The following is a 24247-nucleotide window of genomic DNA, read 5'->3' as shown; positions in this document are numbered from 1 at the left end:
TTATCGCGGATCGCCTGAAACATTCGCCCGGCCCCGTCGCGTCGTAGAGGGGGAAGGGCGGAACGGGTGGGTGGACGGGGGAGAGCATGAAGGGTGCGCGTACCGACGGGTTCAGGGTGTTCGCGGCCGGTCGGGCCGGCCATCTGTTCCGGTCGGCCTGCCTGTTGACCAGCGGCGATGTGCATCTCGCCGAGGATCTGGTGCAGGAGACGCTGAGCCGGATGTACGTGACGTGGGGCCGCGCCCGCCGGATCGACAACCCGGCGGCGTACGCACAGACCGTGCTGGTGAGGACCTTCCTGACCCATCGGCGGCGCCGCTCCGCGAGCGAACGCCCGCTGGCCGACCTGCCCGAGGGAGCTTCGGCCGACCCCGACGACCCGGCGCTGCGGATGACGCTGCTGCGCGCCCTGTCCGACCTGGCGCCCAAGGACCGCGCGGTCGTGGTCCTGCGGTACTGGGAGGACCGCAGCATCGAGGAGACCGCCGCCGCCCTCCAGGTCAGCCCGGCCGCCGTACGGACCCGCTGTGTGCGGGCGCTCGGACGGCTGCGGGAACAGCTGGGCGGCAGCATCGCGGAGTTCGCCGCCCGCTGACGTACGGGCACGCCCCGCCCCCGGCCCCTGCGGCCGAAGAACTGTCGAGCAATCCGATACGAGTACGAGAAGTGGTGGTTCCCCATGCCCAGCGAAGACGAGCTGCCGTTCGAGGACAGCCTCGGTACGGAACTGCGCCGTGCCGGCGAGACCTTCGAGCTGTCCGGCCGTACCGCCCTGGTGGACGGCGCGCTGGCACAGGGGCGGCGCACCGTGCGCCGCCGCCGTGTCGCCGCCGTGGCCGGAAGCGTGCTGACCCTGGCCCTCGTCGGCGGCGGAGTCACGTTCGCCACCGGCCAGTTGGGTACGTCCGGCGACGGGGTGAACGTCGCGAGCAGCGGGCCGGTCGGCCAGACGGCGACGCCCACGCCGTCTGTCGCGACGGACGCCGCCACGCCCATGCCGTCGGCCACGCCCGAGGGCGCCGCGACGGTCGCCCCCACGCCCTCGGACACGCCGACGGCCGGGACCACCGCCACCCCCACGGCGGGCGCGGGCATCGGTGAGCCCTCGCCGGACCCGGACCCCGACTCGCGCGGAACGCATGACGCCGGAGAGCCGGCACCGCCGCTCGACTACGCAGCTCTGATGCCCACCTTCCGCGCGCTGCTGCCCGACGGGCTGACCGTGACGGACGTGACGGACAGCGGGGGCGAGTTCGCCTCGGTCGTCGTGAACGACGGCAAGGGCCGCTCCCTCGTGCAGATCAATGTGCAGCCGGACATGCGGGACGTCGCCCACCAGCTGTACGGCGACGCGACCACCCTGCCCGACGGCACCCTGCTCGCCACCTCGAAGAAGCCCGGCGAGAAGGGCGGTTCGGGGGTCGTCATGTGGACGGCCGACAGCATGCGCCCGGACGGTATGCGGGTCGTCGTCTCGGCCTTCAACTCCGGCGAGCAGTCGAGCGCCGCCACCCGCAAGGCGCCCGCGCTCACCATGGACCAGCTCACCGCCCTGGTCATCAGCCCGGAGTGGCCGAAGCTCCAGCAGCGTTAGGCCGCAGGCCCGGGGCGCTTTCCCGCTGCCCTGTCCGGACGGTCACTTCGCGTCCGCGTACCGCTCCACCACCGCCGTCGTGAAGGGGAAGCGCACCGGCGTCTCCCCGAAAGCGGTCCGCCCGGCCAGTTCGCCCGCCGCGCGGATCGCCTCGGCGACGGCGGCGCTCTCCTCGGCCGGACAGTGCACGATCACCTCGTCGTGCTGGAAGAACACCAGCTGCGCCCGCAGCCCCTGCTCGAAAAGCGTCCGGCGCAGCCCGGCCAGGAGCAGCAGCGCCCAGTCGGCCGCGCTGCCCTGCACCACGAAGTTGCGCGTGAAGCGCCCCCGGGCCCGGGCCGTGCCGCCGCCGGACGCGGACCCGGGCCCCTGGGGGGCACCGGAGCCCTCCGGGGCCTCCTGGGGGATGCCCGCCTCCTCGTCCTGGCCCGCCGAGACGACCGGCGGGCTGGTGCGGCCCAGCCAGGTCCGCACCACGCGGCCCTCCTCGCCCGCCCGCGCCGCGTCATCGACATAGGCGACGGCCAGCGGGAAGCGGCGGCGCAGCGCGGCCAGGTTCTTCAGCCCGTCGCCGGAGGTCTGGCCGTAGATCGCGCCGAGCAGAGCCAGTTTGGCGTGCTCGCGGTCGCCGGAGAACGCCCGGTCGGAGAGGGCCTTGTAGAGGTCGCCGTCATGCCCGGCCACCTCCATCAGCCCCCGGTCGCGTGAAATCGCCGCCAGTACCCGGGGCTCCATCTGGTCGGCGTCCGCGACGACGAGTCGCCACCCCGGGTCGGCGACGACGGCCTGCCGGATCACCTTGGGGATCTGGAGCGCCCCGCCGCCGTTGGTCGTCCAGCGGCCGCTGACCGTGCCGCCCGGTTGGTACTCCGGGCGGAAGCGGCCCTCGCGCACCCAGTCCTGGAGCCAGGACCAGCCGTGCGCGGTCCAGATCCGGTACAGCTTCTTGTACGCGATCAGCGGTTCGACCGCCGGATGGTCCACCTCCTCCAGCTCCCACCGCCGGGTCGACTTCACCGGGATCCCCGCCTGCGCGAAGGCCTTCACCACATCGGTGGGCAGATCCGGGCGGACCCGTCTGCCGAACGCGGCCGACACCTCGTCCGCCAGCTCGGCGAGTCTGCGGGGTTCGCCGCCGCCCGCGTACCGCTCGCCCAGCAGCCCGTGCAGCACCTCCCGGTGGACGTCGGCGCGCCAGGGCAGCCCGGCCCGGTGCATCTCGGCGGCCACGAGCATCCCCGCCGACTCCGACGCGGTCAGCAGCCGCATCCGGTCCGGGTGCTCCGCCGCGTCATGGCGGCGCAGCTGGTCCGCGTAGACCCGCAGGAGCCCCTCGAACGGCACGCCGGTCCCCGACGACGGCTCGAAGAGGGAGGACTGCGCGCCCGGTTCGGCGGACCGGGCGGGCGGATCCGGCGGCACCGGTGCGTGGTCGAGGCGGGCCAGCGCGGCGGCGGCCGACCGGGGCTCGCCGAGCCGCCCGGCGTGCCCGAGCAGCAGCAGCTCGGCGCACTCGATGTCGTAGCACCGCTCGACCCGGACCCCGGCGGCGAGCAGCCGGGGGTAGATCGCGGCGGTCGACCGCCACACCCAGCGCACCACGTCGGGGCGGGAGCGGACCGCCTCGACGAGGTCGGGCTCGGCGACGACGGGACCTGCGGGCGTGCCGTCGCGGGCGAGCGGCGCGAGCAGCGCCCCGCCCCCGTCCGCAGCGGCCACCGCCCACCGTTCGGTCATGGGTGCGAGTCTGGCACCCGCCACTGACAACGCCCGGGAGCCGCGCGCCTACCCTTGGCCGGATGGAATCCGTGATCGACCGGGCGTGCGCGGCGGCCCTCTACGCGGAGGGCGACGCCGCCCTGGACACCGGCGCGTCCCTGCTCGCCGCCGCCCCGGACGCCGACGAGGAGGCGCACCGGCGCGGCGAGGAGTTCGTGGGCCGGGCGTGGGAGCGCGGCTGGCACCCCGCCGACCTGGTCCGGTTCGTCCGCCGGGAGCTGGACGAGCGGCGGGCGGCGCTGGTCGGGACCCTGATCGCCGCCGAGACCGCCCGGTACCCGGAGCTGCCGCCCCGGTGGCGGCAGCAGCTCGCCGAGCTTCCGCCGCCCGTGGAGCGCAACCGGCCGGACCGGTTCAGTTACGCCGCCGATCTCCTTGAGCTCTACCGGGTGCTGCTGCGGCTGCCCGCCATCGAGCCCGTGGGACCGCCGCCCGGCACCGCCGCCGACCACCTGCACCGGCCGCCCGCCGCCGACGAGCCCCGCATGCTCACCCGGATCCGGGCCCTGCTGGCGAAGGCCGAGGCGACCGGCTTCCCGGAGGAGGCCGAGGCGCTGACCACCAAGGCGCAGGAGCTGATGGCCCGGCACACCATCGACGAGGCCCTCCTCGCCGCCCGGACGCGGAGCCGCGAGACGCCGGGAGCCTGCCGGATCGGGGTGGACCCCCCGTACGAGAGCGCCAAGGCGGTCCTGCTGGACGCCGTCGCCTCGGCGAACCGCTGCCGGGCCGTGTGGAACGAGGACCTGGGCTTCTCCACGGCCGTCGGTTTCGAACCCGACCTGGAGGCGGTCGAGCTGCTCTTCACCTCACTGCTCGTCCAGGGGGCGACGGCGATGACCCGGGCGGAGGCCGGACAGCGCGCCGGAGGCCGTAAGCGGACCAAGACCTTCCGGCAGGCGTTCTGGATGGGGTACGCCCAGCGCCTCGGCCGCCGACTGGCCGCCGATGCCGAGCGGATCACGGCGGAGGCGGACACCGGTACCGGCACGACAGGGGCAGGCGGCGGACTGCTTCCCGTCCTCGCCGCCCGGGACGTCGCGGTCGCCGACACCGCCGAGCGGATGTTCCCGAGGACCACGACCACCCGGCTCCGCGGGGTCTTCGACCCGGCGGGCTGGACGCACGGCACCGAGGCCGCCGACCGGGCCCGCATGGGCGGTGCGGCCCCCCGACCCGACGGGGAAATCAAGGCTTAAGTCGGGCTCGTTCGGGATTGCACCGTTAGGCTCGGCCCATGAGCTGGCTCCGGGCGCTGAAGGAGACCGCCCGCTCGGGGCTGGAGATCGAGCGGCAGAAACTGGAACCCCTCATCGCGTTGCGCGGTGCGGCCGGACTCGCCCTCGTCGTCGGCGTCAGCCTCGTGATCTTCGGCCCCGAGATCGCGGCGAGCTCCGCGTTCGGTGCGTTCCAGGCGGCCATCGCCACCTTCCAGCGCAGCTGGCGCCCGCGCCCCGTCCTCGCCCTGGTCTCCGGGGCGAGCCTCGCCGTCTCGACGTTCGTCGGGTACGTCAGCGGCGCGCACGTCGTGCTCTTCCTCTGCCTGCTCGGCCTCTGGACCTTCCTCGCCGGGCTCGCCTGGGCGGCGGGCCCCACAGCGGGCATCATCGCCGCGTCCAACGTCGCGATCATGCTGGTGACCATCACCCTGCCCACCTCGGTCGTGGACGCCGCCGCCCACGCGGGGATGATCGCCGTCGGCGGTCTCGTGCAGGCCACGCTCATCGTCCTCTTCCCGGTCCGCAGATGGGGCGCCCAGCGCGACGCGCTCGCCGACGCCCTGGCCGCCGAGGCCGACTACGCCCGCCGGCTGCGCCACGACCCGGTCGCCCCCTTCGACCCGCTGCCCCTGATGACCGCCCGCAGCGCCGCCGCCGTCACCGCGCGCGAGGCCCGCCGCCGCCCCGCCGAGCTGCGCGGGGCCCGGGGGGTGGCCGAGCGGCTGCGCCCGGTGCTGGCCTCGCTGGCGGACCCGGCGATGGGGGTGCCCGGCGACGGCCTGGAGCGGCTCTGGGTGAACGAGCTGCTGGGCGCGGCCGGATCGGTCCTGGACGCCGCCGCGCGGGCCGTCCGGTACGGCGAGCCCGTCCACCTCTCCGCCACCGACCTGGGCGTCCTGAAGACCCCCGACAACGACGTGATCCTCGTCGGCCCCGCCCGCCGCGCCGCCGACCGGCTCTCGGCCCTGCTCGACGACGTCCTGGAGATCGCGGAGGGCACCGGGACCGACAGCGGGATCCCCACGGACCTCGCCCCGGACACCCGGCATCGGCCCTCGCTGCTGAAGCTGGTCCCGGTGGTGCTGGCCGCGATGCGCCGCGAGATGCACCACGGCTCACCGATCATGCGCCACGGGATCCGGGTCGCGGTGGTCGCGGTCTCCGGCTACTTCGTGGGCGAGGCGGTGCCGCTCGGCCACGGCTACTGGGCGCCGATGACCGCCGTCATGGTGATGCGGCCCGACTTCTCGCAGACGTACGCCCGCTCCGCCGGACGCTTCGGCGGCACCCTGGTCGGGGTCGGGCTCGCCACCGCGATCGTGCAGACCGCCCACCCCGACGCCCGGCTCTCCGCGCTCCTCGCGGTGATCTGCGCCGGGCTGATGTACCTGCTGATGGGCACCGGCTACGCGGTCGGCCAGGTCTGCGTCGCCGCGTACGTCGTCTTCCTGCTCGGCATGGCCGGCGACGACTGGTCCCAGACCGTCACCGAACGCATCGTGCTGACCCTCGTCGGCGGACTCCTGGCGATGACCGCGTACGCCCTCTACCCGGCCTGGGAGACCCCGCGGCTGCGCAACCGGCTGGCCGAGTGGCTGGTGGCGGACGGACGGTACGCGGCTACGGTCGTCGACCGGTACGCCGACCCCGCGGCCCGGGACACCGAGGACGTCCGGGACGCGCTGATCGCCACCCGGGAGGCTCGTGTCGCCTGGCAGGAGGCGCTGGCGACCGCCCAGCACGAACCCGTCCGCCACCGGGGCATCTCCCGGGCCGCCGCCACCGACGCCCAGCACGCGCTGGCCCAGCTGGGCCGGTCCGCGATGGTCCTGGAGGCCCATCTCCCGGCCCGGTCGGCCGACCCGGTGCCCGGCGCGGCCCAGCTGGCCGAGGCGCTGCGCCGGGCCACCGAGAAGGGCGCCAAGGCGGTACGGGAGCGGCGGCTGCCCGACTGGCAGCCGGTGGTGGACGCGGTGGCCCACTGGGACATGCCCACCCCGACGGACGACGGCACAACACCGGTCGGCGACCCGGTGGTGCGCCGGGGCGCGGCGCTGCTCCTGGACGCGCTGGAGGAGTTCACCCGCGCCCTGGACGAGCGTGGCGGCTCCACCCGCGTCAGCAGCGTCCTCGCCGAGGGCTGAGCGCCCCCGGCGAGTCGGGCTGCGGCCCTGCGGCGCGGGGCCTCGGGCCGCGGTGGACTTACGGCGCGGGGACCTCGGGCAGGTCGCCCAGGTCGGGGAGCGAGGGCATGCCGCTCGGCAGCTTGCCCGCATCCGCCTTGGCGAGGGTGTCCTTGGCGCCGCCGTCCCACGAGACGACCAGCTTCGACCCGTCGACGGAGTCGATCGCGCCCATCGTGCGCTCGGTGCCGCCGTCGGTGCACTTGAGCGCGAGCATCGGCTCGCCGCCCATGTCCTTCACATCGCCCTGGCACACGGACTGGTCGGCGACGAGGGCGACCTTGCGGGAGGCGATCGACACGGTGACGTTCTTGCCGTCCGTCAGCCCCACCCAGGTTCCCTCCAGCGCGGCGGCGTCGACGGCGCCCCCGCCGGACTCCCCGGAATCCTCGCCGCCACCGGCGCCGGGCGTCGCGCTCGCCGACGCGTCCGCGCCGGAGTCCTTCTTCGGGTCGTCGCTGCCGCAGGCGGTCAGCGCGAACGATGCGGCCAGAGCGGCCACCGCGACGGCGCCGGTGCGTAGAGACCTGGTCACGTGGAGTTCCCCCTTGCTGTTTTCCGGTCGAAAGACCGCGCCACGTTACCAAGGTCCACACGGATCAACTCCGGTGAGCGGGAGCGAAATAGGCGCGCCGTTCGTCTTGTAATCGAAGGAACACCCGGCGTGCACGTGCATCTGCTCATGCATTGGCATATGAACAGAGCTATGATCCGAGCTAGTTGACACTTGCACCTTGCAACTCGGGGAGCGTCCTGTGCACCACGTGTACAACGGCATGGCGGCCACAGAGCTTCGCGGAGTCGTCTGGCAGAAGAGCAGGCACAGCAACTCCCAGGGATCCTGCGTGGAGTTCGCGCGGCTGCCCGGAGGGAATGTGGCGATGCGGAACTCCCGTCACCCCGACGGGCCCGCCCTCGTCTATACGCCCGCGGAGATCGAGGCGTTGCTGCTGGGCGTCAAGGACGGCGAGTTCGACCATCTCGCGGCAGGCGCCTGACGCCTGGTCCGGCCCCCGAGGGACCGGACCGGGGCTTCCGTGAGCCCTACTTCGCCTTTTCCGGCAGCCGGAAAAGGGCCCAGACGACCTTGCCGTACAGCGGTCCGGAAGGCAGTTCTCCGAGCGGTACGGGAGAGGGGTGCCAGCCCCAGCTGTCGCTGACGCATTCCACCAGGAACAGTCCACGGCCCGATTCGGCGGAATCCGCCGCCTCGCCCGCCACCGGGCTCTCCCGGCTGGGATCGCGCACCGCGCACACCAGCCGCGAGGTCCACCGCATCAGGTGCAGCCGCACCGGCGGGTCCTGGAACTCCCGCGGCGGATCGGCGGGCAGCGCGTGGCGCAGGGCGTTGGTGACGAGTTCGGACACCACCAGGGCGACATCGTCGAACCGGTCGGCCAGCTCCCACCGCTCCAGTGTGGTCCGGGTGAACTTCCGTGCCCCGCCGACCGCTTCGTAGCGCGCGGGCAGAGCGCACGAGGCCGATCCGGCAACCCCTGAGGGGTCGGTGGGGGGAAGCCCCTGCCGTAACGGCTCGAGCATCGTCGATCCATTCGTCCCCATACGAGGCACTCCCGGGATTCGCGGCTGTAGCGGCACTGCCTGTAGCGGTACTGCGGGGGGTACAGCGGCACAACACGAGCACGCAGGTGCGCGGGGACCATGGTTCCGAATGCGCACAGCAGATGCAAGGGCAGATGCACGTGCACGCGCCGGACCTGCCCGATACCGTGGTGGTTACGGGGCATTTCTTCCCGGGGTCAGTTTCGGAGCTTTTTGGACGTCTTCTCATTTCCGTAATCGAATGAGTACGGGCTGAAGCGTTTTGGTGGCAGAATCCGGCAGTCGGGGTTCCGGGGGGCTCCGGTGCCAGGGAGATCGATGGGGAGGGTCGGGCCAGTGTCGGCAGGCGAGTCGAGTGGATCGGTGGTGCGGCGCATCCTCCTGGGCTCTCAGCTCAGGAGGCTGCGGGAGTCGCGCGGTATCACCCGTGAGGCGGCCGGCTACTCGATCCGGGCCTCCGAATCGAAGATCAGCCGCATGGAGTTGGGACGGGTGAGCTTCAAGGCCAGGGACGTCGAGGACCTGCTCACGCTCTACGGAGTGGCCGACGAGGCGGAGCGCGACTCCCTTCTCGGCCTGGCCCGCGAGGCCAACGTGGCGGGCTGGTGGCACAGTTACGGCGATGTGCTGCCCGGCTGGTTCCAGACGTACATCGGCCTGGAGGGCGCCGCATCCCTCATCCGTATCTTTGAAGTCCAGTTCGTCCACGGGCTGTTGCAGACCGAGGCGTACGCCCACGCCGTCGTCTCGCGCGGGATGCGCGGAGCCTCGCCCGCCGAGATCGACCGCCGTGTCGCCCTGCGCCTGGAGCGCCAGAAGGCCCTCGTCTCGGAGCGCGCCCCGACGTTCCACGCCGTGCTCGACGAGGCGGCCCTGCGCCGCCCGTACGGCGACCGTGAGGTCATGCGCGCCCAATTGCGGCATCTGATCGATATGTCGGAGCAGCCGAACATCACGCTCCAGGTCATGCCCTTCAGTCACGGCGGCCATGCGGGCGAGAGCGGCTCATTCACGATGCTGCGTTTTCCGGAATCCGATCTGTCGGACATTGTCTATTTGGAGCAGCTGACGAGCGCGCTCTATCTGGACAAGCCCGAAGAAGTCGCGCAGTACGAAAAGGCGATGACGGGCCTCGCCCAGGAGAGTCCGGCTCCGGAAGAGAGCCGGGATCTTCTGCGCGGACTACTCCAACTGACGTAATTTCTCGTTACGATGACGTCGCATCAGGAGTCTGCGAACGCCTGCAGTAAGGGATTGCATGTCCTTCTTCCATGAACTGGCCCACCAGTACATCGACGGCGAGTGGCTGACCGGCAGCGGCTCGTGGGACATCATCGATTTCAATCCCTACAACGGTGAGAAACTCGCCGCCGTCACCGTGGCCACCGCGCTGGAGGTCGACCGGGCCTACCGGGCCGCCGAGCGGGCGCAGCAGGAATGGGCCGGGGTCAACCCGTACGAGCGGCGTGCCGTCCTCGAGCGCGCCCTCGCCATCACCGGCGAGCGCGCCGAGGAGATCGCCGAAACGATCATCGACGAACTGGGCGGCACCCGGCCGCGCGCACGGTACGAGGTCGACAGTGCCACCGAGTTCCTGCGCGAGGCGATCCGCCAGGCGCTGCGGCCCACCGGGCGGCTGCTGCCCGCAGTGGGGGACGGCCGGGAGAACCGGCTCTACCGGCTGCCCGTCGGCGTCGTCGGGGTCATCAGCGCCTTCAACTTCCCTTTCCTGGTGACGATGAAGTCCGTCGCACCCGCCCTGGCACTCGGCAACGCGGTCGTCGTGAAGCCCCATCAGAACGCACCTGTCGTCGGCGGCGGTCTGATAGCGAAGATATTCGAGGACGCCGGGCTTCCGGCCGGGCTGCTCAACGTGGTGATCACCGACAGCGCCGAGATCGGCGACGCATTCATCGAGCACCCCGTGCCCAAGGTGATCTCGTTCACCGGCTCCGACCGGGTCGGTCGGCACATCGCCGCCACGGCGGCCGGCGCCTTCAAGCGGACCATCCTCGAACTGAGCGGGAACAGCGCCCTGGTGGTGCTGGAGGACGCCGACATCGACTACGCGGTCCGGTCCGCCGTCTTCAGCCGCTTCCTGCACCAGGGGCAGGTCAGTATGGCGGCCAACCGGATCCTGGTGGACCGGTCGGTGTCCGAGGAGTTCACCGAGAAGTTCACCGCCGAGGTGGCCGCGCTCCGGGCCGGCGACCCGAGGGACCCGGAGACCCGGATCGGGCCCGTCATCAACGCCTTCCAGGCCGACGCGCTTGACGCGTTGGTGGACCGGGCGATCGAGGACGGCGCGACGGCCCTCGTCCGGGGCCGGACTGTCGGCAACGTCGTCGGACCCACCGTCCTCGCCGGCCTCGCGGAGGACTCCCCGCTGCTCCAGCAGGAGATCCTGGGCCCGGTGGCCCTGCTGATGACGTTCGACGGCGAGGAGGAAGCCGTACGGATCGTCAACGAGGGTCCGTACGGACTCAGCGGCGCGGTCCACACGCAGGACGCGGAGCGCGGCGTGAAGTTCGCCCAGCGCATCGTCAGCGGCATGTTCCACGTCAACGACTCCACCGTGCAGGACGATCCGCTGGTCGCGTTCGGCGGCGAGAAGACGTCCGGGGTGGGACGGCTGAACGGCGAGGCGGTGGTGGAGGCGTTCACCACACAGCGGTGGATGTCGATCCAGCACGGCCGCTCGGTCTTCCCCTACTGACGGGGGCGTCATGACCGGTGCTGCGGCCCCCGGAACGTGGTGCGGTAGGCGGTCGGCGAGACGCCCAGCGCCTGATGGAAGTGCCGGCGCAGATTGGCCGCCGTGCCGAGCCCGGTTCGGGCGGCCACCTGCTCCACGGGCGTGTCCGACTCCTCCAGCAACTCCCGGGCCAGCTCGATACGTTGCCGGGCCAGCCAGTCCATGGGCGTCAGGCCGACCTCCTCCCGGAACCGCCGGGTGAAGTGCCGCACGCTCATCGACTCCCGGGCCGCCAGCTGCCCCAGCGTGATCGGGTCCTGGAGCCGCCGCAGCGCCCAGTCGCGGGCGGCCGAGGTCCCCGGGGCCGACCGCCCGGGCACCGGCCGCCGGATGTACTGCACCTGGCCGCCCTCGCGGTGGGGCGGCACGACCGTGCGCCGGGCCACGTCGTTGGCCACGGCCGTTCCGTGGTCGCGGCGGATCATGTGCAGGCACAGGTCCATCCCGGCCGCGCAGCCTGCTGAGGTCAAGACGGAGCCCCCGTCCGTGTAGAGGACGTCCGGGTCCAGCCCGACGCGGGGGAAGAGCCGGGCGAACAGGTCCGTGTACCGCCAGTGCGTGGTGGCCGTGTGCCCGTCGAGGAGCCCGGCCGAGGCCAGCACGAACGCGCCGGTGCAGATCGACGCCACCCGCACGCCGGGCCGGATCAGCGCGAGCGCCTCCGCCAGCGGGGCCGGGAGCGCGGGCGTCTCCTGGACGTAGTCCTCGTACGACGACAGCACGATCACCGTGTCGGCCTCGGCCAGCGCCTCGGGCCCGTGCGCGACGGCCACGGTGAAATCGCCGTCCGTGCGCACGTCGCCGGGCGTGGGGGAGCAGGTGGCGACCTCGTACAGCGGCTCGCCGTCGGCCGACGCCCCCTGCCGGGCCTGGCCGAAGAGCTGGTGGACGATGCCCAGCTCGATGGGGAGCAGGACCGCGCGGGCGAGCACGGCGACGCGGTGCCGCCCGGGGTGGGTGAAGACCGTCATGGCCATATCCTTGCGCACCTGGTCCATCGGGACACTCGTGAGGGCGGCCCACGCTCGCGACGCTGATTCCATGGCCTCATCGACCGCGATCTCGACCTCGACGAAGACCCCGTCCGCCCGTATCCACCGCGCGTGGCTGATGGCCGCCGTCGCCGGCGCGGCGATCGTCACGGCGGGCGCGTTCACCACCGTGCCCGGTCTGCTGGTGACGCCCCTGCACCAGGAGTACGGCTGGGAGCGCGGGCAGATCGCGCTCGCCGCCTCGGTGAACATGGTGCTCTACGGCCTCACCGCCCCGTTCGCGGCGGCGCTGATGGACCGGATCGGGACCCGCCGGGTGGTCATGGGCGCGCTGCTCCTGGTCGCGGCGGGGGCCCTGCTCACCGGCGTGATGGCGCGGCCCTGGCAGCTGGTCGCGTACTGGGGTGTGCTCATCGGTCTCGGCAGCGGCTGCCTGACCATGACGTTCGCCGCCGGGGTCACCGCCCGCTGGTTCGACCGGCGGCGCTCGCTGGTCACCGGTGCGCTCAGCTCCTCCGGCCATCTGGGCCAGCTGCTCTTCCTGCCCCTCCTCGCCCGGTCCGTCGACCGGCACGGCTGGCGTCCGCCGGTGGTGACGCTGGCGCTCGTGGCCCTGGCGGTGGCCGCCCTGGTGTTCCTGCTGCTGCGCGACCACCCGGCCGAGGCGGGCGTGAAGCCTTACGGGGCGGCGGAGTTCGTGGAGAAGCCGCCCCCGGCCGCCGGAGCGGCCACGCGCACGGTGAAGGTGCTCCTGCGGGCGGCGCGCACCGGCCCGTTCTGGCTGCTGGCCGGGGTGTTCGCGCTCTGCGGGGCGTCCACCAACGGCATCATGTGGTCCAACTGGGCGCCCGCCGCGCACGATCACGGCATGCGGGCCACGGCGGCGGCCTCGCTGCTGTCCCTGATCGGGATCTTCTCCGCCCTCGGTGCGCTGCCGGCCGGCTGGCTGACCGACCGGCTCGACCCGCGCCGTGTGCTGACCGTCTGCTTCGCCGTCCGCGCGCTCACCCTCCTTGCTCTGCCCCTGGTGTTCACCTCCACGGTCACGGCCCCCATGCTCCTGTTCGTGGCGGTCTACGGGCTCGTCGACGTCGCGACCGTGCCGCCCGTCATCGAGCTGGCCCGCCGGGTGTACGGGGAGGACGGCCCCATCGTCTTCGGCTGGACGAACGCCGCCCACCAACTGGGCGCGGGCGCGTCGGCGTTCCTCGGGGCCACCGCCCGGGACGTGTTCGGCAGTTACGACGTGGTGTGGGCGGCGCTGGCGGCGGGATGCCTGGTCGCGGCCCTGCTGGCCCCCGCCGTCCGGATGCGAGGGCACACCTGCCGCCCGGACGCAAGCGGGCGGGGCTACCCTAGTCAAAGTTGAATACGAAGGAGTGCCATGTCCGCGATCCGGCTGCTGGTCCTCGGCGCCGTGCGCATGCACGGTCGCGCGCACGGCTATCAGGTCCGCAACGACCTGGAGTACTGGGGCGCGCACGAGTGGTCCAACGCCAAGCCCGGGTCGATCTACCACGCCCTGAAGCAGATGGCGAAGCAGGGGCTGCTCCTCGCGCACGAGACGGCCCCCTCCACGGCCGGCGGCCCGCCGCGCACCGAGTACGAGGTCACGGAGAAGGGTCTTGAGGAGTACCGCGCCCTGCTCCGGGACGCCATCCGCTCCTACGACCGGAACATGGACGTCCTCTCGGCGGCGGTCGGCTTCGTCGTCGACCTGCCCCGCGAGGAGGCGGTCGCGCTGCTCAAGGAGCGGATCGAGGGCATCCGCGAGTGGCGCGAGGCGGTCACCGAGTACTACACCCCCGAGGAAGGCCCCGAATCCCTCGGTCATATCGGCGAGATCATGAACCTGTGGGTGCACTCGGCGGACAGCGGCGCGGAGTGGACCCGGGGCCTGATCGCCCGTATCGAGGGGGGCGCGTACACCTTCGCGGGCGAGGGTGACCCGTTCGTCGGGGTGCTCGCCGACGACGAGGAGAACCCCTACGCCACCGGGGTGCGCGACCCCGGGGACGACGAGTAATCAAGTTTGACGAATGCCGCAGCAGGGTTTACTTTCGCACTGCTAGTCAAGTTTGACTACAAGCGTGGTGAAGCGTGGAAGGGCGGCGGGGAACGTGACGGAAGCGATCGTCATGGACGGAGTGCACAAGCGGTACGGGGAGAAACGCGCCCTGGACGGACTGGACCTGGTCGTCGGCCGCGGCACCGTCCACGGGGTGCTCGGCCCCAACGGAGCGGGCAAGACCACCGCCGTACGGATCGTGTCGACGCTGCTGCGCCACGACGCGGGCCGGGTCACCGTGGCCGGCCTCGACGTCCGCGAGCGGGCGGGGGAGGTGCGGCGCAGGATCGGGCTGCTCGGGCAGCACGCGGCGGTGGACGAACAACTCGGCGGACGGCAGAACCTGGAGATGTTCGGGCGGCTGTACCACCTGGGCGCACGCCGTGCGGGCAGCCGGGCGGACGAGCTCCTTGAGCGGTTCGGCCTCGCGGACACCGGCCGCAAGGCCGTCAGGCAGTACAGCGGCGGCATGCGCAGGCGGCTCGACCTCGCCGCGTCGCTGATCACCGATCCGGACGTGCTGTTCCTGGACGAGCCGACGACCGGCCTCGACCCGCGCGGCCGCACCGAGGTGTGGGACGCGGTGCGGTCCCTGGTCGGCGGCGGCACCACGGTGCTGCTGACCACTCAGTATCTGGACGAGGCGGACCAGCTGGCCGACCGGATCTCGCTGATCGACCACGGCCGGGCGGTCGCCGAGGGCACCCCCGACGAGCTGAAGGCCCGCGTCGGCGGCGACCGCATCGACGTCGTCCTGCGCGACGCGTCCCGGCTGGCGGAAGCGGCCGCGCTGCTCGGCGGGGAGGACCTGACGCTCGACCCCGACCGGCGGCGGATCGGCGCACCCGCACCGGACCGGATGGCGGCCCTGACCCGGACGGTGCGGGTGCTGGACGAGGCGGGCATCGAGGCGGAGGACATCGCGGTGCGCCGCCCGACCCTGGACGAGGTGTTCCTGTCCCTGACCGGGCGGCCCGCCGAGGAGCGGCGTACGGAGAAGGCGGAGGTGGCGGCATGAGCGCGGCGACGACGGCGGCGGTCCCCGGACCGGGCGGGGCGACCTCCCGGCTCGGCTGGGCGCTGGCCGACTCCTGGACGATGACCCGCCGCGAACTGGCGCACTGGGCCCGGCAGCCCGTGGCGGTCCTCGTCAACCTGGTGTTCCCGGTGATGCTGCTCCTGATGTTCACCTATCTGGTGGGCGGCGGCCGGGGCGTGGCGGGCGATCCCACCGAGTACCTGGTCCCCGGGATGCTTGCGCTGACCATGGCCTTCGGCCTGGAGGCCACGATGCTCGCGGTCACCCAGGACCTCGGCAAGGGCGTCATCGACCGCTTCCGCTCGATGCCGATGGTCCCCGGCGCGGTGCTGGTCGGCCGCAGCGCCGCGGACATGCTCCAGTCCGTGGTCTCGCTCGCCGTGATGACCGGGGTCGGTTACGCGGTCGGCTGGCGCTGGCACAACGGGGCGGCGGCCGCGCTGGGGGCGGTGGGGCTGCTGCTCCTGCTGCGGTTCGCGATGCTGTGGGTCGGCATCCAGCTCGCCATGGTGGCGGGAAAGCCGGAGATGGTCACGGCGGTCCAGATCCTGGTCTGGCCGGTCGGCTTCCTCTCCAACGTCTTCGCCACCCCCGCGTCGATGCCGGGCTGGCTGGGCGCGGTGGTCGAGTGGAACCCCATGTCCGCGACCGCCACCGCCGTACGCGACCTGTTCGGCAATCCCGGCGGCGCGACCGGCTCCTGGGCCGCCGAGCACGCCGGGCTCCTCGCGGTGCTCTGGCCGGTGGCCATCATCTCGGTGTTCTTCCCGCTCGCCGTACGGAAGTTCGGGCGGCTCAGCCGGTAACGGCGGCCGGTGGCCCGCGTCGCCTCCGGATCCTGCGGCCGATCCATGCTGTTCTCTCACGGAATGTTGGAGTGAGTGACGGATCCACGAGCGGCAGGGACGGAGGCGCGGGCATGGCGGAGCGGCCCGAGGTGCGGTTCCGGGCCACGAGGCCGGCGTCCCGGGCCCGTAAAGCGGTCGCGTTCCTGCTGGGCGGCGCGGTGTGGGCGGCGGCGGGAGTGATCGCGGTGGTCCTGCCGGCGGTGGTCCTGCCGGGCGGGAGCCACATCGTGCGGCACCTGCTCCTGGTCACCGGGGTCTCCTGGCTCGTCTTCGGCGCTGCGCTCGCACCTGAAGCACCACTAGGGCCTGTCGCCACACTGCCGCCTGCCGCCCTCCGGGCGACGACGGCAGTGTGACGACAGGCCCTAGTGGTGGAAGGCCGTGGCGGCCTGCCGGTCATGGCTCACCGGGTGCTTCTGGGCCCGCAGTTCGGGCAGGAACAGCTTCAGGTCCTCGACCAGCAGCTCGGCCAGGTCGGAGGAGAAGCCGTTGCGGCACACCACCCGCAGCACCGACAGGTCCTGCCGGTTGGCGGGGAAGGTGTACGCGGGCACCAGCCAGCCCCGCTCCCGAAGCCGGCGTGACACGTCGAAGACGTCGTACGCGTGGACCTCGGCGGTCGTCGTGAAGGCGAACACCGGCAACTGGTCGCCCCGGGTCAGGAGCTGGAAGTCGCCGAGGTCCTCCACCGCCCGGGCGAGCCCGCAGGCCACGTCCCGGGAGGCCTGCTGGACCGCCCGGTAGCCGTCGTGCCCGAGGCGCAGGAACGTGTAGTACTGCGCGACCACCTGCGCCCCGGGCCGGGAGAAGTTCAGGGCGAACGTCGGCATGTCGCCGCCCAGGTAGTTGACCCGGAAGACCAGCTCCTCCGGCAGCTCGTCCGCCGTACGCCACAGCGCCCAGCCGACCCCCGGATAGACCAGGCCGTACTTGTGGCCCGAGGTGTTGACCGACGCCACCCTCGGCAGCCGGAAGTCCCACACCAGATCCGGGTCGAGGAACGGCGCCACCATGGCGCCGGACGCCCCGTCCACGTGGACCGGGACATCAAGTCCTGTGCGCTCCTGGAGGGCGTCCAGGGCCGCGCAGAGGTCGGCGATCGGCTCGTAGGAGCCGTCGAAGGTGGAGCCGAGGATGCCGACGACCCCGATGGTGTTCTCGTCGCAGAGCTCGGCGGCGGCCTGCGGGTCGATGTGGAAGCGCCCGCCCTCCATCGGGACCTGCCGGGCCTCCACCTCCCAGAAGTTGCAGAACTTCTCCCAGCAGACCTGCACGTTCACGCCCATCACCAGATTGGGCCGTGCCGTCGCCGGATAGCGGTCCGCGTTCCGCTTGGCCCAGCGGCGCTTCAGGGCGAGCCCCGCGAGCATGCACGCCTCGCTCGACCCGGTGGTCGAACACCCCACGGCCGCCGCCGGGTCGGGCGCGTTCCACAGGTCGGCGAGCATCGCCACACAGCGCTTCTCCAGCTCGGCGGTGCGCGGGTACTCGTCCTTGTCGATCATGTTCTTGTCCCGGCACTCGCCCATCAGGACGCCGGCCTGCGGCTCCATCCAGGTGGTGACGAACGTGGCCAGGTTGAGCCGGGAGTTGCCGTCGAGCATCAGCTCGTCGTGGACCAGCCGGTACGCCGTCAGCGGCGGCAGCGGCCCGTCGGGCAGCCGGTGCCGGGGCGGCGCGGTGTTCATCGCGGCTGTCGGGTCCGCCTCGCCGAAGAACGGGTTCAGCGCGAGCCTGCGCCGCTCGTCGGAGGGCTCGTCCTGGTCCGGGTGGGCACCGCGGTGAAGCGGCATGGTGGGAGAGCCCTTCTGTCGGCCGACGGGGTCGGTGCGCGTCCGTTTGCGAGGTCAGTTCTCGGCGGCCAGGCCCGTCTTGATCGCCCGGGTGAACTTCACGACCCGCTCGGCCTGCACGCGGACGGCGGTGAGCGTCTGCTCGCCGACCGGGAGGTCGCCCTGCCCGGCGATGTGCGAGGTGCCGTACGGGTTGCCGTCGACGAACTTCGTGGGGTCGGTGTACCCGGGGGTGACGAGGATGCCGCCGAAGTGATGGATCGTGTTGTACAGCGCGAGCAGCGTGGACTCCTGGCCGCCGTGGGCGGTGGCCGTGGAGGTGAAGCCGCTGTAGACCTTGTCGGCGAGCTGCCCCGACTGCCACAGCCCGCCGAGCGTGTCGATGAACTGCTTCAGCTGGGAGGTGATGTTCCCGAACCGGGTCGGCGAACCGAAGATCACCGCGTCCGCCCAGACCAGGTCGTCCGGCGAGACCTCGGGGATGTCCGCCGTCGCCTTGGCGTTCTCCGCCCACGCCGGGTTGGCGTCGATGGCCGCCTGCGGGGCGAGCTCCGCGACCCGGCGCAGCCGCACCTGCGCCCCGGCCCGCTCGGCGTCCTCGGCCATCGCCTTCGCGATCGTGGCGATGGTGCCGGTGGAGGAGTAGTAGACGACGGCGACGTTGACGGGCGTGGGCATGCGGGGAACCTCCGGCGAAGCGGAATCGGTACGAGGCGGCGCAAAAGCGCACGAACCAGACGATACGGAGGTTCGGTGCGTCCGGCGCGCCGGACGGGGCTTCCCCGCGTCGGACGGGGCCTCCCCGCCGGGCGGGGCCTTCCCCGTGACGGCCTACGGCTGCCGCTCGCCGCAGTGGTCTGTACGCCGCCGCTGACCGGCTCACCGCAGCGACTTCCCGTCCGCGTCCAGCTGCATCTGGGCCCGCCCCGTGACCAGCAGCCACGCGGGCAGGGTCGCCGCGCACAGCAGCGGCAGCACGGACGCGTCGCTGACCAGCACCGCCGCGGTGAACAGACTCACCCAGCCCTGCCGGGTGACGGCGAGCAGCACGCCCAGCACCGCGCAGGACACCGCGAGCGACGGCGGGACCGCGTCGACCAGTGCGTGGGCGCACAGCCCGAGCGACACCCCCGCGAAGACCGCCGGGAAGATCCGGCCGCCCCGGAAGCCGCAGGCGGCCGCGATCACGAGGGCGGCCATCTTCACGATCGCCATCCCCGCGAACTCCCCGGCCGACCACCCGTCCGGGTCCCCGGCGAGCGTCTTCACCTCGTCGAGCCCCTTGAACAGGGTGAGATGGCCGCCCAGCGCACCCAGCAGCCCCAGCACGAGACCGCCCACCGTCAGGGCGAGCACCGGATGCCGCAGCGCCGCGAAGACCCGGTGCGCCACCGGGAACGCGTACACCGCGAGCAGCCCGAGAACCGCGCCCGCCGAGGCGATCAGCAGGGCGGAGAGCAGATCGCCCCAGTGCGGTCCGGTGTACGCGGGGAGGGACAGGTCGAAGCTGGGCTCCGCGATCAGCGACATGGTCAGCGCGCCCGCCGTACCGGCCGCGAGCGGGGCGAACAGCCGGTCCCAGAACGCCCCGGGGCCCGGCTGCGAGGCCAGCGCCTCGGAGAGGATCAGCGCGGCTGCGACCGGGGTGCCGAACAGGGCCCCGATCGTCCCGGCCGCCGCGAGCGCCACCCACACCTCGCCCGGAGCGCCGGGTGCGAACCGCCGGCCGAGCCAGAAGGCCAGGGCGATGTTGGCGGCGGTGATCGGGTTCTCCGGCCCGAGGCTCACCCCGCCCGCCAGCGCCAGGGTCGTCACCACGAGCAGCCCGGGCACGACGCCGGGCCGCATCGGGGCGTCGACCAGCCCGGTGGTGGCCGGATCGGGCCCGCCGTGACCGGGTACGGCCCGCAGGACGAGCCCCACCGCGAGGCCGGTCGCGGTGAGCATCGCGACCATCCACAGGGAGCTGAACCGCCCGACCCCGAGCGCGTCGGGCAGGGACTCCCAGAGCACGTCCTGGAGCTGCTCCGCCAGCAGGCTCACCCCGAGCAGGATCAGCGCGCAGGCGACGCCGACGGCGATCGCGGGCAGAACGAGCGGCAGCAGCCGCCGGGCCGGGGTGGCCGGCGGCTGCGGGGGAGCGGGCGAGGGTGCGGGGGGTTCGGGGGCCACCGGCCCACCCTAGGGCGACGAAACGCGCATAACGCCCAAGTCGGCCCCGACGGGCACCGCGTCACGCCGTGCGGCCCGAGGGCGCCGGGTCACGCCGTGCGGCCTGGGGGCGCCGGGTCACGCCGTGCGGCCCGAGGGCGCCGGGCCACCCGTGCGGCCCGACGGGCACCGCGTCACGCCGTGCGGCCCGACCGGTGCCCGTCACGCCGTGCGACCCGGCCTGCGCGGGTCACACCGTGCGCCGTCACACCTTGCTGATCACCGCCGCCGTCCCGTACGCGCAGACCTCCGTGCCCACGTCCGCCGCCTCGGTCACGTCGAAGCGCATCATGAGGACCGCGTTGGCGCCCCGGGCCCGCGCCTGCTCCACGAGCCGCTCCATCGCCTGGTTACGGGTCTCGACCAGTGTCTTGGTCAGCCCCCTCAGCTCGCCGCCGATCATCGACTTCAGCCCGGCCCCGATCTGGCTGCCGAGGTGACGGGACCGTACGGTCAGCCCGAAGACCTCGCCGATGACCTGGGTCACCTGGTAGCCGGGTACGTCGTTCGTGGTGACGACCAGCACGTCCGCCTGTGCCGTCTGACCGCCGCCGAATTCCTCAATGCCCATGGTGGTGGCACCTCCTGTGATCAGCTTCGGGCCGGTTCGTAGGATGCGCATTCCCGCTGTACGCCACTGGAACCACGGGCACGCATCGGGCGTTGATAGCTTGGGGCGGCCACAGAGCCGCCATCGCACCCCTCATCCTGGAGCCCGGACCCTTGAATACGCTTGCGCTCGGACCGAGCTGGCTGGACCCGGACTATCTGCTCAACACGTTCGGGCTCCCCGGCCTGCTCCTCATCGTCTTCGCCGAGTCCGGCCTCCTGATCGGGTTCTTCCTGCCCGGCGACTCGCTGCTGTTCACCACGGGTCTGCTGGTGACCACGGGACAGCTGAAGTACCCGCTCTGGCTCGTCTGCACGCTGATCGCGGTGGCCGCGATCGTCGGCGACCAGGTGGGCTATCTCTTCGGCCGCAAGGTCGGCCCCGCCCTCTTCAAGCGCCCCGACTCCCGTCTCTTCAAGCAGGAGAACGTGGAGAAGGCCCACGAGTTCTTCGAGAAGCACGGCCCGAAGTCCCTGGTCCTGGCCCGCTTCGTGCCCATCGTGCGTACCTTCACGCCGATCATCGCGGGCGTCAGCCGGATGAACTACCGCTCCTTCATCACGTACAACATCGTCGGCGCGATCCTCTGGGGCGTCGGCGTCACCGTGCTCGGAGCCCTCCTCGGCAAGATCGACTTCGTGCACGAGCACATCGAGATGATCCTCATCCTGATCGTGCTCATCTCCGTCGTGCCGATCGTGATCGAGGTGCTGCGGGCCCGCAGTCAGGGCAGGAAGGCAGCCGTGGCCGAGGCGGGCGACGGCTCCGGCCGCCCCCCGGGCGGCAACGGCCCCTCCTCCGGCCAGCGCGGCCGACACGCCAAGCGCTGACTCCACTCCGTACGCGAGCAGGACAACGCCCCACCCCGGAAGTTCCGCGGGGTGGGGCGTTGTCGTCCGTACGACGGGTGTCCCGGGCGTGGGATCAGAACCCCCTGGTCCGCTTCGCCGCCCGGCGGCTCGCCCCGCCGATCGCGCCCGGCACCCCCATGAACAGCCGCGAGATCTCGCTCCCCAGGTTCACCCCGATCGCGATGGCCAGCGCCGTCGCGACCGCCGTCGACAGCGAGGCGAGCCCGGTGTCCAGCTCGTTCTGGGCCACGCCCAGCAGACCGAAGTACGTCGCCGAACCGGGCAGCAGGGGCCCGATCGCCGCCGTGATGTACGGCAGTGAGGAGTGGAACCGGTAGCGCGAGAAGAGCTGGCCGAACAGGCCCACCAGGCCGGCCGCCACCGCTGTCGCCGCGACCGGCGAGATGCCTCCGGTCCGGGCCAGTGCCCCGAAGATGATCCACGCGACACCGCCGTTCAGGGTGACCGCCAGCACGGTCGACCGCTCCTGCTGGAGCAGGACGGCGAAGGCCAGACTCAGCCCCATCGACGCCAGGATCTGCACCACCGGCTCGTCGTACGGCGTGAACCGGGCCTCGGGATTGAGCTGCGCCCCCAGCTGGAGCCCCAGATACAGGACGATCAGCACACCCGCGACGATCCCGATGAAGAAGTACATGACTTCGAGCAGCCGGGCCGAGGCGGTGATGTAGTAACCGGTCAGTCCGTCCTGCACCCCCGCCACCAGCGCCCGCCCCGGCAGCAGTGCGAACAGCCCACCGGTGATCACCGCGGACGGGCGGATGTCCGTCGAATGGGTCAGCGTCAGCGCCACCCCCATCGCGGCGGGCGGCATCGCGGCCACCGTGAACTGGTAGAACTCAGGCAGCCCGCGCCCGGCACACAGCCACGCCAGCCGGTCGCCGAGCATCGCGCCCGCCGCCGCCACGACGAACACCAGGAACCCACCGCCGACCAGCACGGAGGCCGAACCGGCCAGCAGCCCGGCGGCCGCCGTCAGCACCCAGCCCGAGTACGGGTGACGGTTACGGCGGATCTCCGCGAGCCGCCGGTAGGCCTCCTCCAGCGACACCTCGGTGTCCGTGCTGGTGATGTCGTCGACCAGCCGGAACACCGCCGCCAGACGGGTGTAGTCGGTGCCCCGGCGGCGTACGGTACGGCTCGCCGTCACCGGGTCGTCGACCAGCGACGGCTGGTGCGAGATGGACAGCAGAGTGAACGTCACCGTCGGCTCGCTGCGGTCCAGGCCGTAGGACCGGGTCACCGCGAACATCGCCGCCTCGACGTCCTCGGCGCCCTCGCCGCCCGCCAGCAGCAGCTCCCCGATACGCAGCGTCAGGTCGAGCACGCGCGGCACGGCCGGACCCGTGTCGTCGTCGGTGCGCTGGATCGACTCGGCCGCCGGACGCTCGGTCACCGGCATCCGCAGCATCGTGCGCATCCGGTCCTGCCAGGGCGCCTCCTTGGTCAGCTTGACCATCGGAATGCCCTGCGCCGGGGTGAAAGCGGGCGGCGACTGCGGGGCCCTGTACGTGCTCGGCGGGGTGAAAGCGGAACTCAGCGTGTCGGAGTTCGAACCGCCCCCGGAACCCCCGCCCGAGCCGGCCGGACCGTGCGGCTCCGGCTGCACCCCGGTCGGGATCGCGAACTCCGACGTCGGATGGTCCTCCTCGGGCGGCGACACCGGATGCATCGTCCCGGCGGGCGGAGCGAAAGCGCTCCGCGCCTCGTCGGACTGGGGCTTCTGGTCCTCAGGACCGCCCGATTCCGCCACCACTCGACCTCGTTCCTGCTCGACTGCACGTCACTGGGGGTCACCCCGCCGCACGTGTGCCCAGTATGGCCACCGCCATGGGCCCCGCACGCGCGGAAGTGCGGACAGCGAAACGGGCGGCACACCCGCGAAGGTGTACCGCCCGTTCGAAGACGGCCGTCCGGCCCACAAACGGAACCGGAAGAGGGACGTCAGTGCGCGCCGCCCTGCGCCTCAAGACGCTTGTAGGAGGCCTCGATCTCGGCCTCCGCCTCGGCGCGGCCGACCCAGTCGGCGCCCTCGACGGACTTGCCCGGCTCCAGGTCCTTGTAGACCTCGAAGAAGTGCTGGATCTCCAGGCGGTCGAACTCCGACACGTGGTGGATGTCGCGCAGGTGCTCCACGCGCGGGTCGGACGCCGGGACGCAGAGCAGCTTGTCGTCGCCGCCCGCCTCGTCGGTCATCCGGAACATGCCGATGGCGCGGCACTTGATGAGGCAACCGGGGAAGGTCGGCTCGTCCAGGATGACCAGCGCGTCCAGCGGGTCGCCGTCCTCGCCGAGGGTGTTCTCGACGAAGCCGTAGTCGGCCGGGTAGCTGGTCGAGGTGAAGAGTCGACGGTCCAGGCGGATCCGACCGGTCTCGTGGTCCACCTCGTACTTGTTCCGCGAACCCTTCGGGATCTCGATGGTGACGTCGAACTCCACGGGTGGCTCCTCCATGATCAACACATACGACTGGTGATTAAGTGTCCCCCACGCAGAAGTGTGCTCGCGAAAGGGGCTGGTCAGCGGTGGCCGAGCAGGTGGAAGAACCGTCGATGCGCCCCTCGGACCCGTGGGGCGGGCCGAAGATCCTGACGAAGAAGCGCAACGGGGCGTACACCTGGCAGGTGATCGCAGGCTCCGCAACGCTCGGCCTGGTCGTCGCAACCGGCGCCGTCCTCGCCGCCGGCCCCTGGGACAACGGTCAGCGTAAGGCCGAGCG

At 72.3% G+C, this 24247-nt stretch carries 23 protein-coding genes and 1 pseudogene; 14 read left to right on the top strand and 10 right to left on the bottom strand.

Features of this window, described 5'->3' with window-relative positions; genetic code table 11:
* Positions 1-86 precede the first annotated feature (86 nt).
* Entirely contained in the window at positions 87-596 is a 510-nt protein-coding gene (locus D3105_RS07435; protein ID WP_118901202.1) for a SigE family RNA polymerase sigma factor, read from the top strand.
* Between the two features lie 84 nt (positions 597-680).
* Positions 681-1595, top strand: a complete 915-nt coding sequence (locus D3105_RS07430) for a hypothetical protein (RefSeq protein WP_118901200.1) — start codon at positions 681-683, stop codon at positions 1593-1595.
* A 42-nt stretch (positions 1596-1637) separates the two neighbouring features.
* Here the strand turns inward: D3105_RS07430 and D3105_RS07425 are convergent, their stop codons facing one another.
* Complete coding sequence (locus D3105_RS07425) at positions 1638-3332, bottom strand: bifunctional 3'-5' exonuclease/DNA polymerase (RefSeq protein WP_118901198.1); 1695 nt, start codon at positions 3330-3332, stop codon at positions 1638-1640.
* Positions 3333-3394: 62 nt separating this feature from the next.
* Between D3105_RS07425 and D3105_RS07420 the strand changes: the two genes are divergently transcribed.
* Both D3105_RS07420 and D3105_RS07415 read left to right on the top strand, forming a co-directional pair.
* Positions 3395-4573: a DUF2786 domain-containing protein gene (locus D3105_RS07420; RefSeq protein ID WP_118901196.1), complete on the top strand. Its 1179-nt coding sequence runs from the start codon at positions 3395-3397 to the stop codon at positions 4571-4573.
* 38 nt (positions 4574-4611) lie between these two features.
* Positions 4612-6738, top strand: coding sequence for an FUSC family protein (locus D3105_RS07415; RefSeq protein ID WP_118901193.1), 2127 nt, complete (start codon positions 4612-4614; stop codon positions 6736-6738).
* Between the two features lie 58 nt (positions 6739-6796).
* On the opposite strand, the gene D3105_RS07410 is transcribed toward D3105_RS07415, so the two are convergent.
* Complete coding sequence (locus D3105_RS07410; RefSeq protein ID WP_118901191.1) at positions 6797-7312, bottom strand: hypothetical protein; 516 nt, start codon at positions 7310-7312, stop codon at positions 6797-6799.
* 220 nt (positions 7313-7532) lie between these two features.
* Between D3105_RS07410 and D3105_RS07400 the strand changes: the two genes are divergently transcribed.
* On the top strand, positions 7533-7775 hold the full coding sequence (locus D3105_RS07400) for a DUF397 domain-containing protein (protein WP_003968242.1): 243 nt from the start codon (positions 7533-7535) through the stop codon (positions 7773-7775).
* A gap of 46 nt (positions 7776-7821) precedes the next feature.
* On the opposite strand, the gene D3105_RS07395 is transcribed toward D3105_RS07400, so the two are convergent.
* Positions 7822-8319 carry an ATP-binding protein gene (locus D3105_RS07395; RefSeq protein WP_118901189.1) on the bottom strand — a complete coding sequence of 166 codons (498 nt, stop codon included), beginning with the start codon at positions 8317-8319 and terminating at the stop codon, positions 7822-7824.
* Positions 8320-8676: 357 nt separating this feature from the next.
* Here D3105_RS07395 and D3105_RS07390 point away from each other — a divergent pair, with 357 nt between their 5' ends.
* Together D3105_RS07390 and D3105_RS07385 are read left to right on the top strand one after the other, a co-directional pair.
* Positions 8677-9540, top strand: a complete 864-nt coding sequence (locus tag D3105_RS07390) for a helix-turn-helix domain-containing protein (protein ID WP_118901238.1) — start codon at positions 8677-8679, stop codon at positions 9538-9540.
* A gap of 58 nt (positions 9541-9598) precedes the next feature.
* A complete protein-coding gene (locus tag D3105_RS07385; RefSeq protein ID WP_118901186.1) occupies positions 9599-11056 on the top strand; it encodes an aldehyde dehydrogenase family protein in 1458 nt (485 codons plus the stop codon).
* 8 nt (positions 11057-11064) lie between these two features.
* Here the strand turns inward: D3105_RS07385 and D3105_RS07380 are convergent, their stop codons facing one another.
* Positions 11065-12072: a GlxA family transcriptional regulator gene (locus D3105_RS07380; protein ID WP_240646830.1), complete on the bottom strand. Its 1008-nt coding sequence runs from the start codon at positions 12070-12072 to the stop codon at positions 11065-11067.
* A 64-nt stretch (positions 12073-12136) separates the two neighbouring features.
* Here D3105_RS07380 and D3105_RS07375 point away from each other — a divergent pair, with 64 nt between their 5' ends.
* The 5 genes from D3105_RS07375 (at position 12137) to D3105_RS07355 (ending at position 16398) form a co-directional block, all read left to right on the top strand.
* The gene (locus tag D3105_RS07375) at positions 12137-13456 is read left to right on the top strand and encodes an MFS transporter (protein ID WP_240646828.1); all 1320 of its coding nucleotides are present in this window, start codon (positions 12137-12139) and stop codon (positions 13454-13456) included.
* A 15-nt stretch (positions 13457-13471) separates the two neighbouring features.
* Positions 13472-14113: a PadR family transcriptional regulator gene (locus D3105_RS07370; RefSeq protein WP_118901182.1), complete on the top strand. Its 642-nt coding sequence runs from the start codon at positions 13472-13474 to the stop codon at positions 14111-14113.
* A gap of 94 nt (positions 14114-14207) precedes the next feature.
* Positions 14208-15173 (top strand): ATP-binding cassette domain-containing protein, encoded by a 966-nt coding sequence (locus D3105_RS07365; protein WP_118901180.1) that lies wholly within the window; start codon positions 14208-14210, stop codon positions 15171-15173.
* Positions 15170-16000, top strand: a complete 831-nt coding sequence (locus tag D3105_RS07360) for an ABC transporter permease (protein WP_118901177.1) — start codon at positions 15170-15172, stop codon at positions 15998-16000. The genes D3105_RS07365 and D3105_RS07360 overlap by 4 nt, the downstream gene beginning before the upstream one ends.
* Positions 16001-16071: 71 nt before the next feature.
* Positions 16072-16398, top strand: a complete 327-nt coding sequence (locus tag D3105_RS07355) for a hypothetical protein (protein WP_206272676.1) — start codon at positions 16072-16074, stop codon at positions 16396-16398.
* 9 nt (positions 16399-16407) lie between these two features.
* Here the strand turns inward: D3105_RS07355 and D3105_RS07350 are convergent, their stop codons facing one another.
* The 4 genes from D3105_RS07350 to D3105_RS07335 all read right to left on the bottom strand — a co-directional run bounded on the left by D3105_RS07350 (position 16408) and on the right by D3105_RS07335 (position 20617).
* A complete protein-coding gene (locus tag D3105_RS07350) occupies positions 16408-17835 on the bottom strand; it encodes a glutamate decarboxylase (RefSeq protein WP_118901175.1) in 1428 nt (475 codons plus the stop codon).
* 54 nt (positions 17836-17889) lie between these two features.
* Positions 17890-18513: an NAD(P)H:quinone oxidoreductase gene (gene wrbA, locus D3105_RS07345; RefSeq protein WP_118901173.1), complete on the bottom strand. Its 624-nt coding sequence runs from the start codon at positions 18511-18513 to the stop codon at positions 17890-17892.
* 201 nt (positions 18514-18714) lie between these two features.
* Entirely contained in the window at positions 18715-20007 is a 1293-nt protein-coding gene (locus tag D3105_RS07340) for an ion channel protein (RefSeq protein ID WP_118901171.1), read from the bottom strand.
* Between the two features lie 244 nt (positions 20008-20251).
* A complete protein-coding gene (locus D3105_RS07335; RefSeq protein WP_010063720.1) occupies positions 20252-20617 on the bottom strand; it encodes a YbjQ family protein in 366 nt (121 codons plus the stop codon).
* 152 nt (positions 20618-20769) lie between these two features.
* Between D3105_RS07335 and D3105_RS07330 the strand changes: the two genes are divergently transcribed.
* Positions 20770-21486, top strand: coding sequence for a DedA family protein (locus D3105_RS07330; RefSeq protein ID WP_118901169.1), 717 nt, complete (start codon positions 20770-20772; stop codon positions 21484-21486).
* A gap of 94 nt (positions 21487-21580) precedes the next feature.
* Here D3105_RS07330 and D3105_RS07325 read toward each other — a convergent pair whose 3' ends face one another.
* A complete protein-coding gene (locus D3105_RS07325; RefSeq protein WP_118901167.1) occupies positions 21581-23284 on the bottom strand; it encodes a threonine/serine ThrE exporter family protein in 1704 nt (567 codons plus the stop codon).
* A 188-nt stretch (positions 23285-23472) separates the two neighbouring features.
* Positions 23473-23967: an inorganic diphosphatase gene (locus D3105_RS07320; RefSeq protein ID WP_003968257.1), complete on the bottom strand. Its 495-nt coding sequence runs from the start codon at positions 23965-23967 to the stop codon at positions 23473-23475.
* Positions 23968-24053: 86 nt separating this feature from the next.
* Here D3105_RS07320 and D3105_RS07315 point away from each other — a divergent pair.
* Positions 24054-24247, top strand: a pseudogene (locus tag D3105_RS07315) (D-alanyl-D-alanine carboxypeptidase/D-alanyl-D-alanine endopeptidase); the annotation flags it as partial.

Source organism: Streptomyces globisporus (genome assembly GCF_003501885.1).
GTDB classification, from domain to species: Bacteria; Actinomycetota; Actinomycetes; order Streptomycetales; family Streptomycetaceae; genus Streptomyces; species Streptomyces globisporus_D.
This window is presented reverse-complemented; position numbering and strand designations above follow the sequence as displayed.